Below are 13,240 nucleotides of genomic sequence, written 5' to 3' on the forward strand. Positions count from 1 at the left end.
CAAAAAAGTGGCTCGCAATTCGCGGGACCACTAAAAGGAGTTGTACATCATGAAAAGCGTCAAGTCCGGGATAACCTGGCTGGTGGTGGCGTTAATAGGGGCTTTTGCCTTTGGAATGCTTGCCCTGAGCCGGGGCGAACACGTCAACGCGCTCTGGCTGGTGGTCGCCGCTATTGCCTGTTACAGCATTGCCTACCGTTTTTACAGCTTGTTTATCGCTGAAAAAGTCTTTGAACTCGATGACAAACGCATGACCCCGGCAGAGCGTCACAACGACGGGCTGGATTACGTACCGACCAACAAATGGGTGTTATTCGGGCACCATTTTGCGGCCATCGCCGGAGCCGGTCCGCTGGTCGGCCCGATCCTTGCCGCGCAAATGGGATTCCTGCCGGGCACTATCTGGATTTTAGTTGGCGTGATGCTGGCCGGTGCGGTGCAGGACTTCCTGATCCTGTTCATTTCTACCCGTCGCGACGGGCGCTCATTAGGTGAAATGGCCAAGCAGGAACTGGGCGATTTTGCCGGGGTGATCACCATGCTTGGCGCGCTCGGCGTGATGATTATTATTTTGTCCGCGCTGGCGCTGGTGGTGGTTAAAGCACTGGCCGACAGCCCGTGGGGTCTGTTCACCATCGCGGCAACTATCCCAATCGCCCTGTTTATGGGCATCTACATGCGTTTTCTGCGTCCGGGCAAAATCGCAGAAGTGTCGGTAATTGGCTTCGTGCTGATGATGCTGGCCATTGTATACGGCGGTAACGTGGCGGCGGATCCTTACTGGGGCCCGTTCTTTACGCTGCACGGCACCACGCTCACCTGGGTGCTGGTGATTTACGGCTTTATTGCTTCGGTGTTGCCGGTCTGGCTCCTGCTGGCACCGCGTGATTATCTGTCTACGTTTCTGAAAATCGGCGTGATTGCCGGTCTGGCAGTCGGTATCGTCTTCGCCATGCCGGAAATGAAAATGCCGGCAGTCTCGCGCTTTATCGACGGCAGCGGTCCGGTGTTCTCCGGCAGCCTGTTCCCGTTCCTTTTTATCACCATTGCCTGCGGTTCGATTTCCGGTTTCCATGCGCTGGTTTCGAGCGGCACCACGCCGAAACTGATTGAACGTGAAAGCCACATCCGCTTTATCGGTTACGGCGCAATGCTGATGGAATCTTTTGTCGCCATCATGGCGCTGATTTGCGCATCGGTTATCGATCCCGGCGTGTACTTCGCGATGAACTCACCGGCGGCGCTGATTGGCACCACGGTGGAAAGTGCGTCGCAGGTGATTAATGGCTGGGGCTTTGTCATCACGCCGGACATTCTGACGCAAATCGCCAAAGACGTCGGCGAGCAGTCGATTCTTTCCCGCGCGGGTGGCGCACCGACCTTTGCGGTCGGCATGGCGCACATCATCACCGACGTGTTCAACAGCCGCGCGATGATGGCGTTCTGGTACCACTTCGCCATCCTGTTTGAAGCCTTATTCATTCTGACCGCCGTGGATGCCGGTACCCGCGCCTGCCGTTTTATGGTGCAGGATCTGGTCGGCGTCGCCGTTCCGTCGCTGGCGAATAACCGTTCCTGGATCGGCACATTTGCCGGGACTACGGTCGCGGTCGCAGGCTGGGGTTTCTTCGTGTATCAGGGCGTGGTGGATCCGCTCGGCGGCATCAATACCCTGTGGCCGCTGTTCGGTATCGGTAACCAGATGCTGGCCTCAATGGCGCTGATTCTGGGTACAGTTGTGCTGTTTAAAATGAAGAAACAGCGCTATGCGTGGGTGACTATTTTGCCGACTATCTGGCTGTTCATCACCTCGATGACCGCAGGCTGGCAGAAGATTTTCCACGAAAAACCGTCTATTGGTTTCCTGGCACAGGCGAAGAAATTCAGTGCCGGAATCGACAGTGGCGAAATCATCAAACCGGCGAAAACGCTGGCGGATATGCATACCATCGTGCTGAACAATCAGATCAACGCCATCCTGTGTGGTTTCTTCATGCTGGTGGCGGTAACGATGCTGATTTCCGCCTTCTTCGTAATCCGCCGGGCGCTGAAATCTGCTACGCCAACGGTGCATGAAACTGCTGTCGTTAACCGTCGCGAGGCACGCCATGTCTGAATCACGCGCATTATTTAAGACGCCACGCTTAGCGGCATTTCAGGTGACGCGCTGTCAGCCGTTATTTGTGCCGCAACCGAAGCCGCATAACGTCGCTGACTGGCTGAAACTGGCCATAAAGCGCACGGCGCAGAGCTTCCGGCTGATGGTCGGCGTGCAGGATTACCAGAATTATGTCCGTCATATGCAGGTTCGGCATCCTGACAGCACCCCGATGACGGAGCGGGAATTCCACCGCCGTTGTCTGGAGGCAAGATTCCCGAGCGAAGGCGGGAAAATGGGCAAATGTCCTTGCTGAAAACACACTGCTCCCTCTGAAAAGGGGGAGCAGTATTTCGTTCACGGACGCGGCAAACGATACAAGCAATGTTCCCGCAGCCAGTGTCCTTCTTCCAGCATCGGATGCATGAAGTTCTCTTTCGGACTGCACACCATGCCCAGCTTTTTCATCACCGCCTCAGAGCGCACATTCGGCAGCGCGGTATAAGCTACGATCTCCTTCAGTCCCAGCTGATTAAATCCTGCGTCCAGAACAGCGCGGGCGGCTTCGGTGCAGTAACCTTTTCCCCAGGCATCCTTTTTTAATCGCCAGGCAATTTCCACGCAAGGAGTGAACGGCAGGTCATAGCCCGGTGTATGCAGCCCGACAAAGCCAATAAACTCGCCGGTTTCACGCAACTCAACCGCCCAGATCCCCCATCCGCGTTCGGTCAACATATCCCGGCAACGGGTTCGCATTTCGTCACTTTTCTCGCGGGTCATCGTCGACGGGAAAAACTCCATCACCTGCGGATCGGCGACCATCGCGGCAAAAGGCTCAGCGTCGCTTTCCTGCCACTGACGTAAAATCAGGCGTGGTGTGGCGACAGCCAGCGGCGGAACGGCCACAGGAACGGTAAAAGCTTCCATCAGTAACTCCTTGTTTATGGCGGGATCTTACGGAGATCAGCGGAGCATTTTCTCACTGATTATTTTGAATTTACGTGGCGCTATTGAAACAGGCAAGATTTCCTATTAAAGCTATTCACATCAATTATGAATTTGCAGTATTTGCCAGAGGAAGTGCCAACATGATTTTTCACCGCTATCACGGTCTGGGTAACGATTATCTGGTCTGCCATCAGAGCGTTGCCGCCCTGCTCAGTCACGCGCAAATTCAGCGTATTTGCGATCGTCATTACGGCATCGGCTCTGACGGTTTGCTTATCGACAATGATGACGCGGACATTCCTTCACTGCGCATTATTAATCCTGACGGTTCCGAGGCCGAGAAAAGCGGCAACGGCCTGCGCATTTACGCCCGTTATCTGTTTGATATTGGCCGCGTGACGCATGAGCCGTTTCAGGTGAATACTTTGGGCGGGCAGGTGCGCTGTGAAGTCACCGAAGGGGCGCATCAGGTGATCGTGGATATGGGACAGGCAAAATTCTCACCCGCCGCTTTACCGGCCACTGTTGAAGGTGACGAAGCCCTTGCGCTGCCACTGGTGGCGGGCGGACATCATTTCAGTGCGACGCTGGTGTCGATGGGCAATCCGCACTGCGTGATCCGCGTGGATAAACTGGATTTGGATCGGGTAAAACAGCTGGGTTCAGAAATAGAAACGCTGGCGATTTTCCCGAAACGCACCAACGTGCAGTTCGCTCAGGTGCTGGACAGAAACAACATCCGTATCGGCATCTGGGAACGCGGTGCCGGTTACACGCTGGCCTCTGGCAGCAGCAGCTGCGCCGCGGCCAGTGCGATGCGCAAACTCGGACTGGTGGATGACAATGTCACGGTACATATGCCGGGCGGGACACTTGCCATCAGTTTCAGCGGCGATTTTCAGGTCAACATGCGCGGCCCGGTGCAGAAAATCGCCACAATCACCCTCGATAACGACTGTTTCCGGGATATGACGGCATAACCCGTTCGCCTTCTCACAGCTTTGTCCCTTCCTCTTCCCGAACCTCTTTTTGAATACGGCAGCCCGCCTGCCGTAATTTTAAACACGTCTCATAAACAAAACTCATACCCGCATAATCATTTTATGGCAGACAGCACGCTTTACAGCCCCTAAGTTGGTTATCAGGAAGCACAACAATGATAAATCAACTCATTGTTTAATAAATAAAATAATCACAATAAAACACCCTCACTGCCGTTTTCTATGCTCCGCCGGTCAGTGAAATTTTCTTCAAAGTTTTAATCCGATCACATATTAATAAAAAAAACAGAGAGCGTACCCTATGAGCAACAACACCATCGTGGACGTGAAAACGTGGATAGACGAACGCCCGATATCGAAATATCAGTGGGTGGTTTTATCCCTGTGTTTCATCATCATCATGTTCGACGGATATGACGCCGCCGTGATGGGCTTTATCGCCCCGGCCCTTATAGAAGACTGGGGCATCAGCCGCGCGGAAATGGGGCCGATCTTGGGCGCAGCCATGTTTGGCGTGGCCATTGGTGCGCTGATCGCCGGACCAAACGCAGACCGCTTCGGGCGCAAACGTGTGCTGATGTGGTCAATCCTCTGCTTCGCCTTGTTCAGCCTGCTGAGCACTTTTGCCCGCACGCCGATGGAAATGGCTCTCCTGCGCTTTCTCACCGGGCTCGGTTTAGGCGCGGTGATGCCCAATACCGTGACGCTGGTGTCGGAATATATGCCAGAACGCCGCCGAAGCCTGATGATAACCGTCATGTACAGTGGCTTTAACGTGGGTTCAGGCGCGGGTGGTTTTGTTGCCGCTGGCTTACTGCCACATTTTGGCTGGAAAGCAGTGATTTTCGCAGGCGGGATTGTGCCGCTGCTGATGCTGCCTTTGCTGCTGTGGATCCTGCCAGAATCCGCCATGTATATGGTGGTACGTAAAGTGGCGAAAGAGAAAATCGCCAAAGTGCTGACCCGCGCCGGTGGCGTATTCAGTGAAGGCACCAGGTTCGTGCTGAAAGCGCCGGTTATTCAGAAAAAAGCCAAAGTGTTCCAGCTGTTCACCAACGGCTACGCCAAAGGCACCATCGTATTGTGGGTCACGTATTTCATGGGGCTGTTCGTGATTTATCTGCTCAATGGGTGGCTGCCGACCATCATGCGAAATGGAGGATTCTCTCTGGAACGAGCAGCGATTGTTGCCGGTCTTTTCCAGCTGGGCGGCACTTTCGGCGGCCTGATGGTCGGCGGCCTGATGGACCGGTTTATTGCCAAACGCGTCATCGCCGGTTTTTACATGATGGGCGTAGTCAGCCTGTTATCGCAGGGCATCGGCAACTTCGGCCCGGATATTCTGGCTCTGCTGGTGTTCATCAGCGGCGTGTGTATTAACGGCGCACAAACCGGTTTGCAGGCATTTTCTCCGGCCTTCTATCCGACTGAAATGCGTGCCACCGGCGTCTGCTGGATGCACGGCATCGGGCGAAGCGGCGCCATTATCAGTTCTTCGATGGGCGGCGTCCTGCTGGGCGTTTTCTCCGGTCAAAACATGATCTTTATTATTCTGGCGCTGCCTGCATTGCTGGCAGGTCTGAGCATTCTTTTACACCGCGCGGCGCACCCGGCCGAGATGATCAAAGGCGTTGATATTACTGACATCCCGGAGTTGTCACGCACCATGAATATCCGCTAATCTCTGGATTAGCCACCTTATAATTAGAACAGTAATCATTAACATAATCATTTACATAAAGAAGGCGGCATGACTTTCGCGCCGCGGTTACCCTACAAAAAGTATTGAGGATTTAAGATGGCGAAAATCATAGGTGGTTTAGCAGTTTCACATACCCCGACCATCGGTTTTGCGGTTGACCATAACAAGCAGGAAGAGAGCGCCTGGGCGCCTATTTTCGAAAGCTTTACGCCGATGCAAAAGTGGCTGGATGACAAAAAACCTGACGTGCTGGTCTACATTTTCAATGACCACGTGACGTCGTTTTTCTTCGATCACTATTCCGCGTTTACGCTGGGTATCGACGAAAAATATGAAGTCGCTGACGAAGGCGGTGGTCCGCGCGATCTGCCTGCGGTGAAAGGCCATGCGGCGCTGTCGCAGCATATTGGTGCCAGCCTGATGGCGGACGAATTTGATATGTCATTCTTCCAGGACAAGCCATTGGATCACGGTCTGTTCTCCCCGCTTTCTGCCCTGCTCCCGCATGAAGGCGGCTGGCCGACGCAAATCGTCCCGCTACAAATCGGCGTGTTGCAGTTCCCTATTCCGACCGCGCGCCGCTGTTACAAACTCGGTCAGGCGCTGCGTCGTGCGATTGAAAGTTTCCCGGAAGACTTAAACGTGGCGATTGTCGCCACCGGTGGCGTTTCGCATCAGGTTCATGGCGAGCGTTGTGGCTTTAACAATCCCGACTGGGATGAGCAGTTCGTCGATATGATAGTCAACGACCCGGAACGTCTGACCGAAATGACGCTGGCCGAATTCGCCACGCAGGGTGGTATGGAAGGCGCGGAAGTGATTATGTGGCTGGTGATGCGCGGCGCGTTATCCGCCAATGTGAAGAAACTGCATCAGGCCTATTATCTGCCGTCGATGACCGGTATCGCCACGCTTATTCTTGAGAATCAGTCCCGTGAAGCGCCGTATGACGTGCAGCAGCGCCAGCGTGACAAAATCGCGCAGCAGATGGCAGGCGTCGAAAAGCTGCCGGGCACCTATCCGTTCACGCAGGCACGCAGCCTGAAAGCGCTGCGCATTAACCGGTTCCTGCACCGTCTGATCCAGCCCGCGTGGCGCGAGCGTTTCCTTACCGATCAGCAGGCGATGTTGGCTGAAAACAAACTGACAGACGAAGAACAAAAGCTGCTGCGGGAACTCGACTGGCGCGGCATGATCCATTACGGCGTCAGCTTCTTCCTGCTGGAAAAACTCGGCGCGGTAGTCGGCGTTTCCAACTTACATATTTATTCCGCGATGCGCGGCGAAACGCTGGAAGAATTCCAGAAAACCCGCAATCAACAAGTTCTCTATTCAGTAGCAGGTAAAGCGAAAGCATGACGATTTTTGAGCAACCCAAGATCGACACACATCACCACGTGTTTGATCCGGCGCGCTTCCCGTACCTTCCGGACACACCTTATCGTCCGGAAGGGCACGAGATTGGCACCACCGATTATTACCGCGCCGTGATGCAGGCGTACAACATCCGCCACTCGCTGATTGTCGGCCCGACGTCAGGTTACAACACCGACAGTACCTGTCTGCTGGATGCGCTGGAAAAAGGCAACGGACGCTTTAAAGGTATTGCCGTGGTGCCCTTTGATATCAGCATTGAGCGGCTCGCCAGTCTGAAACAGGCCGGTGTGGTCGGCATTGCCATGAACGTGGCGATGCTCGGCACGGAGCCGTTTTTGTATCTCGACAAACTGATGGGGCGTCTTGCCGAACTGGAACTGTTCGCTGCTATCCAGGTACAGAACGATCAGCTGCTGGCGCTGTTGCCGCTGATCAACCGCAATAAAACGCGGCTGCTGATTGATCACTCCGGACGTCCGGATGTCACGCAAGGTCTGCGACAACCGGCGTTTCAGGCACTTCTCGGCCTGGCCGACACGCAAAGAACCTGGGTCAAACTGTCGGGCCTGGCGAAATTCAGTCGTCAGCCTTTTCCTTATCAGGACGGACACGCCTATCAGCACGCCCTGCTCGATGCCTTTGGCGCAGAGCACTGCATGTGGGGTTCCGACTGGCCGTTCCTGCGGGCAGAACACCGGATGGATCTCGGCACGTTGCTGATGCTGGTGGACCAATTATTCCCTGATGAAAAAACCCGTCAGCAGATTTTGTGGCAGACGCCGAAAGCATTGTTTGGATTTACCGATTACTGAAGAAAGGAAGGACAATGAATTATAAAATCGCCGTCTTTAACGGCCCGAATCTCAATCTGCTCGGCACCCGTGAACCGGAAACCTACGGTCACGACACGCTGGCGACCATCGAAAAGCTGTGTCATCAGACCGGCGAAAGCTGTGGCGCGACTATCGAATTCTTCCAGACGAATCACGAAGGTGACCTGATTGACCGCATTCAGGCCTGTCGGGGAACGGTGGACGCGATGATCCTGAACGCCGCCGCCTGGACGCACACCTCCGTCGCCATCCGCGATGCCGTGACTGCCGTCAGCCTGCCGCTGTACGAAGTGCACATCACCAACGTGCATAAACGCGACACCTTCCGCCATCACTCATTTCTCTCCGACGTCTCCGTCGGCGTGATCTGCGGTTTCGGCATTCAGGGTTATGAATATGCGATCAGACAGGCTGTGGTGAATCTGAAAAAATGATTTAGCTGCAAAGCTTTCTGATCTCCGCTACCAGCGCCTCGGCGGCGGGTGACAACAAACTCCCGGCGCGGAATGTCAGCCCGATGGCGCGGTGCGTGTCGGTCAGATCCAGCGGCAGTTTGACCAGTTCTCCGGATCCCAGCTCGTGCTCCAGCTGGCGGGCTGATACTGCCGCCAGCATATCGGAACCGAGTAACAGACCGCGCACAATTCCCAGATCCCCGCTTTCCACTACCGGATCGGGCGGTGGTATATTCATTGCGGCAAAACTGTTATCCAGCAGGCGTCGGGCGGGCGTTTCGGCGCGCGGTAGCACCCATCGCGCCTCGCGCAGATGCGCCTGCGTAAGGGTACCGCTCAGCAATGGATGCCCTTTTCTTGCCAGAATCACCATGCTTTCGGTGAACAGGGTTTCCGTCGCCATATCCGCCGCATAATCACTGGATCGCAGCGCGCCAAAAATGAAATCCACTTCACCTGAACGCAATTCAGAGGCCAATGCGCTGAACGCACTTTCGTTAGTCACGACTTTCACACCGCTGTAGCGTTGCGTCAGGCCGATAATCGCCTGCGGCAATAACCGTGTGCGACCCAGCGGCAGCGCCCCGACCTGCACTGTTCCTTCCAGCACACCGCGACGCGCGGCGATATCCGCCGGAATATGGCGCAGTTCGTTGAGCGCACGACGCAGGTTCGGCACGATATCCTGCCCGGCCAGCGAAGGCATCATGCCGTGCGGCGTGCGCTCAAGCAGCGCCAGACCGGCACCGTTTTCCAGCACTTTCAGCGCGGCGCTGACCGCAGGCTGGCTAAGACCCAGCAAAGTAGCGACCGTCTGCATATGCCGTGTTTTGCACAGGGAGATAAAAATTTGCAGACGCCGGACGTTAAACAAATACAACGGTTCAGTGTCACCGCGCCGTTGCCCGCTTTTGCCCTGTAATTTCGCCAGCTGCGAAGGGATCTGACGCAGTTCGGCAATCGCCCGCCGCGCACGCGGCAGCACGCATTTTCCGAAATCGGTCAGTAACATGCCGTTGGCGTGACGTTCAAACAGCGGGACATCAAGCGCCTGTTCCAGATCACGTATCGCCCGCGTGACCGCCGACTGCGTGCGGTAAAGCTCATCAGCCGCGCGGGATACACTTCCCTGATCGACAACCTGACAAAATGCCCGTATTTGCATCAGGTTACTCAGCATCTCAGTCTCTGCCATCCCCTTCTCCTTTCTGGTTTTTTTACGTGACGCCCCCCTGCAATATAAATAAAACGCATACCCCCTGCAATCAAATGAATTACCCGTCACGGGCGCAGGCTGACAGCATGGAACTCAGACATTTTGAGAACAATAAAACCAAGGACACCCTCATGACTCAGCCAAAAAAAGATGATTCTAAAAGCGCATTAGTCGTCAGCGCCCACTCCGCCGATTTCGTCTGGCGCGCGGGCGGCGCCATCGCCAAACATACCCAGGCCGGTTATGCCGTCCACATCGTTTGCCTGTCGTTCGGCGAGCGTGGCGAATCCGCCAAACTGTGGCGTAAAGGCAATATGACCGAAGAAATCGTGAAAGCATCGCGTCGCGATGAAGCGATGGCGGCCGCTGAAATTCTGGGCGCCACCGTTGAGTTCTTTGATATGGGCGATTATCCGCTGCGTGCCGACAAAGAATCGCTGTTCCGTCTGGCCGATGTTTACCGCCGCGTACAGCCGCATTTCGTGCTGACGCATTCCCTGAAAGACCCGTACAACTATGACCATCCGATGGCGACGCATCTGGCGCAGGAAGCGCGGATTATCGCGCAGGCAGAAGGCTATAAGCCGGGCGAAACCATCGTCGGCGCGCCACCGGTTTACTGCTTTGAGCCGCATCAGCCGGAACAATGCGAGTGGAAACCCGACGTGCTGCTCGATATCACTGATGTCTGGGACAAGAAATATCAGGCTATTCAGTGCATGGCCGGTCAGGAACATTTGTGGGAATACTACACCCGCGTCGCCCAGCAGCGCGGCGTGCAGGCAAAACGTAATGTCGGGATCACCAGCACCAAGAACATCGTTTACGGCGAGGGTTATCAGAGCATCTTCCCGCGTGTGACGGAGGATTTAGCATGAGTCTGGTCGGCAAAAAAGGCGTCGTGGTACGCCATATTCCACGGGCAAATAAAACGGACGTGACCACACTTGCCGCCTTTGGCGTGGCGACGGTGCATGAAGCACAGGGTCGCAAAGGTTTGCTGGATGCGGGCATTCGTCCGATTCAGCAGGATTGTGCGATTTCCGGCAGCACCATCACCGTGCTCACTGCGCCGGGTGATAACTGGATGTTCCACGTTGCCGTCGAACAATGTCAGCCGGGCGACATTCTGGTGGTTGCTCCGACATCGCCGTGTTCTGACGGCTTTTTCGGCGATTTGCTGGCAACGTCGCTGAAAGCGCGCGGCGTGGTTGGGCTGGTGGCAGATCTGGGTGTTCGTGATACCAAAACGCTGCGAGATATGGGATTCCGCGTCTGGTCGCGGGCGGTTCATGCGCAAGGCACCATCAAGGAGACACTCGGGTCGGTTAACGTGCCGGTAGTTTGTGCCGGACAGCTGGTATATCCGGGTGATGCCATCGTGGCCGATGACGACGGCGTGGTGGTTGTACGTCGTGAAGAAGTCGCACAGGTTGTGCAGGCCAGCCGTGAACGGGAAGCGCTGGAAGAGAGCAAACGGGCGCGAATGGCTGACGGAGAACTCGGGCTGGATATCTACAACATGCGCCCTCGTCTGGCGGAAAAAGGCCTGAAATATTTTGATTCCACTGAAGAATTAGAACAAGCCGGAAAGCGCTGAGGAGCCGATATGCCGCAGACCCGAATTCCCTGCCTGCTGATGCGCGGCGGCACCTCGAAAGGCGCATTTTTTCTGGCGGCTGATTTGCCGCGAAATGAAAAGCTACGCGACCGCGTGCTGCTGGCGGTAATGGGATCCCCCGATCCGCGCCAGATTGATGGGCTCGGCGGCGCGGATCCGCTGACCAGCAAAGTGGCGATTGTGCGCCCTTCCGCGCGCCCGGATGCCGACGTCGATTACCTTTTTGCTCAGGTGAATGTCGATAAAGCGGTGGTGGATTACGGACAAAACTGCGGCAATATTCTGGCCGCCGTCGGCCCGTTCGCTCTCGAGCGGGATCTTGTCAGCACGGTCGAAGGCATCACGCCGGTGCGCATCTTTATGGAGAATACCGGACAACTTGCGACTGCGTATGTGTCGGTCAAAGACGGCCAGGTTTGCTATCAGGGTGATTTACGCATCGATGGCGTGCCGGGCACTGCGGCCAAAATCAGCGTGGAATTTGCCGATATCGCCGGTTCCAGCTGCGGCGCGTTACTGCCGACAGGCAATGCGCGCGATAAGTTTGATGGCATCGACGTGACCTGCATCGACAACGGTATGCCGGTGATCCTGCTGCGCGCCGCCGATTTCGGGCGCAGTGGCTATGAAACCCGCGAACAGCTGGATGCCGATACGGAGCTGAAAATGCGTCTCGAATCGATACGCTTGCAGGCCGGTCCGAAAATGAATCTCGGCGATGTCACGCAGCGTACCGTGCCGAAAATGACATTGATCGCTGAACCGCGAAACGGCGGTGCCATCTCCAGCCGGACATTTATTCCGCACCGCTGCCACGCCTCGATTGGTGTCCTCGGCGCGGTCAGCGTTGCCAGCGCCTGCCTGATCCCCGGCAGCATCACCGAAGGCCTGGCGCACGCGCCCTCCGGCGACACGCCGTTAATCAGCGTCGAACATCCGACCGGCGAATTCAGCGTGGAATTACAACTCGATCCGACACAGACCGGCGCACAACGCCTTAAAGGGTGCGCCCTGTTACGCACCGCACGGCTGATTTTTGAAGGCCGCGTCGCCGTCCCCGCCAGCGTCTGGGACGGACATCAGGAGATCCCCCATGAATAACGTGACCCGCGTTACCCTGATTGGCCTCGGCGAGGTCGGCACCATTCTGGCTACGGATTTAAAGAACCAAAATCCGTCGCTGGATATTGTGGCGTTTGATAAGCAGACGGATTCAGCCGTTATCCGGCAGCGCGCCCGCGACGCCGGGGTGCACTTTGCGCCGTCTTTGGAAGACGCCGTAAAAAACAGTCAGATCATATTCTCGGCCGTGACCGCCGCCGAAGCGCTGAATGTTGCCGGTTCCGTTGCCCGCCACCTCGCACCCGGACAGTTTTTTCTTGATCTGAATTCCGTTTCGCCGCACACCAAACGCGAGGCAATGGCGTTAATTGAACAGGCTGGCGGCAATTATCTCGACGTCGCAGTAATGGCGCCCTATCCCCCTGCCCGTCTGAAAACTCCGTTGCTGCTGGGCGGCGCACAGGTTTACGCCATCAGCGAATGGCTGAATGAAAATGGATTTAACCCCAAAGTTCACAGCACAACTGTCGGTGAAGCCTCCGCCATCAAAATGTGCCGCAGCGTGATGATCAAAGGCCTCGAAGCCCTGACCGCCGAATGCCTGAGCGCCGCGCGCCAGTACGGCGTCGAAAAAGAAGTACTGGCCTCACTGCACGCCAGTTTTCCGTCACTCGGCTGGGACGCACAGTTGCCGCACTATCTCATCAGCCGGATTGCAGAACATGGCAAACGCCGCGCCGAGGAAATGCGCGAAGTGGTGAAAACGCTCGCGGATGTAGGCGTCGCGCCGAATATGAGTTCCGGCACGGTGCTCGCCCAGCAAGGGCTGGTGGATGCAATGGCAGCGAAGGGGATCCGGTATTCGGATCTGGAGCCGTTTGAGTGGGATAAAACTATGGATATTTTGCATCGCCGGTGATGCGAACC

The 13,240-nt window shown here is 56.0% G+C and carries 13 protein-coding genes; 11 read left to right on the forward strand and 2 right to left on the reverse strand.

Features of this window, described 5'->3' with window-relative positions:
* Positions 1 to 49 precede the first annotated feature (49 nt).
* Positions 50 to 2,116, forward strand: a complete 2,067-nt coding sequence (locus tag J1784_RS20835; protein WP_217150785.1) for a carbon starvation CstA family protein — start codon at positions 50 to 52, stop codon at positions 2,114 to 2,116.
* Positions 2,109 to 2,414, forward strand: coding sequence for a YbdD/YjiX family protein (locus J1784_RS20840; protein WP_217150786.1), 306 nt, complete (start codon positions 2,109 to 2,111; stop codon positions 2,412 to 2,414). The genes J1784_RS20835 and J1784_RS20840 overlap by 8 nt, the downstream gene beginning before the upstream one ends.
* 41 nt (positions 2,415 to 2,455) lie before the next feature.
* On the opposite strand, the gene J1784_RS20845 is transcribed toward J1784_RS20840, so the two are convergent.
* The gene (locus J1784_RS20845) at positions 2,456 to 3,025 is read right to left on the reverse strand and encodes a GNAT family N-acetyltransferase (RefSeq protein ID WP_217150787.1); all 570 of its coding nucleotides are present in this window, start codon (positions 3,023 to 3,025) and stop codon (positions 2,456 to 2,458) included.
* Between the two features lie 161 nt (positions 3,026 to 3,186).
* On the opposite strand from J1784_RS20845, the gene dapF reads away from it, so the two are divergent.
* The 5 genes from dapF to aroQ all read left to right on the forward strand — a co-directional run bounded on the left by dapF (position 3,187) and on the right by aroQ (position 8,393).
* Positions 3,187 to 4,026, forward strand: a complete 840-nt coding sequence (gene dapF / locus J1784_RS20850) for a diaminopimelate epimerase (protein WP_217150788.1) — start codon at positions 3,187 to 3,189, stop codon at positions 4,024 to 4,026.
* A 322-nt stretch (positions 4,027 to 4,348) separates the two neighbouring features.
* The gene (locus J1784_RS20855) at positions 4,349 to 5,728 is read left to right on the forward strand and encodes an MFS transporter (RefSeq protein ID WP_217150789.1); all 1,380 of its coding nucleotides are present in this window, start codon (positions 4,349 to 4,351) and stop codon (positions 5,726 to 5,728) included.
* Between the two features lie 117 nt (positions 5,729 to 5,845).
* Positions 5,846 to 7,108: a gallate dioxygenase gene (locus J1784_RS20860; protein ID WP_217150790.1), complete on the forward strand. Its 1,263-nt coding sequence runs from the start codon at positions 5,846 to 5,848 to the stop codon at positions 7,106 to 7,108.
* Positions 7,105 to 7,938, forward strand: a complete 834-nt coding sequence (locus J1784_RS20865) for an amidohydrolase family protein (RefSeq protein ID WP_217150791.1) — start codon at positions 7,105 to 7,107, stop codon at positions 7,936 to 7,938. Before J1784_RS20860 ends, J1784_RS20865 begins: the two co-directional genes overlap by 4 nt.
* 14 nt (positions 7,939 to 7,952) lie before the next feature.
* Positions 7,953 to 8,393 (forward strand): type II 3-dehydroquinate dehydratase, encoded by a 441-nt coding sequence (aroQ, locus tag J1784_RS20870; RefSeq protein WP_217150792.1) that lies wholly within the window; start codon positions 7,953 to 7,955, stop codon positions 8,391 to 8,393.
* A gap of 1 nt (position 8,394) precedes the next feature.
* Here aroQ and J1784_RS20875 read toward each other — a convergent pair whose 3' ends face one another.
* Entirely contained in the window at positions 8,395 to 9,609 is a 1,215-nt protein-coding gene (locus J1784_RS20875) for a LysR family transcriptional regulator (protein WP_217150793.1), read from the reverse strand.
* Positions 9,610 to 9,761: 152 nt separating this feature from the next.
* Between J1784_RS20875 and galB the strand changes: the two genes are divergently transcribed.
* From galB to J1784_RS20895, 4 genes are read left to right on the forward strand one after another with little or no spacing between them, the layout of a single operon-like run.
* Complete coding sequence (gene galB, locus J1784_RS20880; RefSeq protein ID WP_217150794.1) at positions 9,762 to 10,508, forward strand: 4-oxalmesaconate hydratase; 747 nt, start codon at positions 9,762 to 9,764, stop codon at positions 10,506 to 10,508.
* Positions 10,505 to 11,230 carry a 4-carboxy-4-hydroxy-2-oxoadipate aldolase/oxaloacetate decarboxylase gene (locus J1784_RS20885; protein WP_217150795.1) on the forward strand — a complete coding sequence of 242 codons (726 nt, stop codon included), beginning with the start codon at positions 10,505 to 10,507 and terminating at the stop codon, positions 11,228 to 11,230. The genes galB and J1784_RS20885 overlap by 4 nt, the downstream gene beginning before the upstream one ends.
* Before the next feature lie 9 nt (positions 11,231 to 11,239).
* Entirely contained in the window at positions 11,240 to 12,352 is a 1,113-nt protein-coding gene (locus tag J1784_RS20890) for a 4-oxalomesaconate tautomerase (protein ID WP_217150796.1), read from the forward strand.
* Positions 12,345 to 13,232 (forward strand): NAD(P)-dependent oxidoreductase, encoded by an 888-nt coding sequence (locus J1784_RS20895; protein WP_217150797.1) that lies wholly within the window; start codon positions 12,345 to 12,347, stop codon positions 13,230 to 13,232. Before J1784_RS20890 ends, J1784_RS20895 begins: the two co-directional genes overlap by 8 nt.
* Positions 13,233 to 13,240 lie beyond the last annotated feature (8 nt).

The sequence above is a fragment of the Rahnella ecdela genome (assembly GCF_019049625.1).
GTDB lineage: Bacteria > Pseudomonadota > Gammaproteobacteria > Enterobacterales > Enterobacteriaceae > Rahnella > Rahnella ecdela.

What these genes read in the sequence shown, in the direction of transcription:
- aroQ (WP_217150792.1), top strand. Translation starts at nt 7,953, where the DNA reads ATGAATTATAAAATCGCCGTCTTTAACGGCCCGAATCTCAATCTGCTC.
- J1784_RS20885 (WP_217150795.1), top strand. Translation starts at nt 10,505, where the DNA reads ATGAGTCTGGTCGGCAAAAAAGGCGTCGTGGTACGCCATATTCCACGG.
- J1784_RS20845 (WP_217150787.1), bottom strand. Translation starts at nt 3,025, where the DNA reads ATGGAAGCTTTTACCGTTCCTGTGGCCGTTCCGCCGCTGGCTGTCGCC.
- J1784_RS20860 (WP_217150790.1), top strand. Translation starts at nt 5,846, where the DNA reads ATGGCGAAAATCATAGGTGGTTTAGCAGTTTCACATACCCCGACCATC.
- J1784_RS20855 (WP_217150789.1), top strand. Translation starts at nt 4,349, where the DNA reads ATGAGCAACAACACCATCGTGGACGTGAAAACGTGGATAGACGAACGC.
- J1784_RS20835 (WP_217150785.1), top strand. Translation starts at nt 50, where the DNA reads ATGAAAAGCGTCAAGTCCGGGATAACCTGGCTGGTGGTGGCGTTAATA.
- J1784_RS20895 (WP_217150797.1), top strand. Translation starts at nt 12,345, where the DNA reads ATGAATAACGTGACCCGCGTTACCCTGATTGGCCTCGGCGAGGTCGGC.
- J1784_RS20890 (WP_217150796.1), top strand. Translation starts at nt 11,240, where the DNA reads ATGCCGCAGACCCGAATTCCCTGCCTGCTGATGCGCGGCGGCACCTCG.
- galB (WP_217150794.1), top strand. Translation starts at nt 9,762, where the DNA reads ATGACTCAGCCAAAAAAAGATGATTCTAAAAGCGCATTAGTCGTCAGC.
- dapF (WP_217150788.1), top strand. Translation starts at nt 3,187, where the DNA reads ATGATTTTTCACCGCTATCACGGTCTGGGTAACGATTATCTGGTCTGC.
- J1784_RS20840 (WP_217150786.1), top strand. Translation starts at nt 2,109, where the DNA reads ATGTCTGAATCACGCGCATTATTTAAGACGCCACGCTTAGCGGCATTT.
- J1784_RS20865 (WP_217150791.1), top strand. Translation starts at nt 7,105, where the DNA reads ATGACGATTTTTGAGCAACCCAAGATCGACACACATCACCACGTGTTT.
- J1784_RS20875 (WP_217150793.1), bottom strand. Translation starts at nt 9,609, where the DNA reads ATGGCAGAGACTGAGATGCTGAGTAACCTGATGCAAATACGGGCATTT.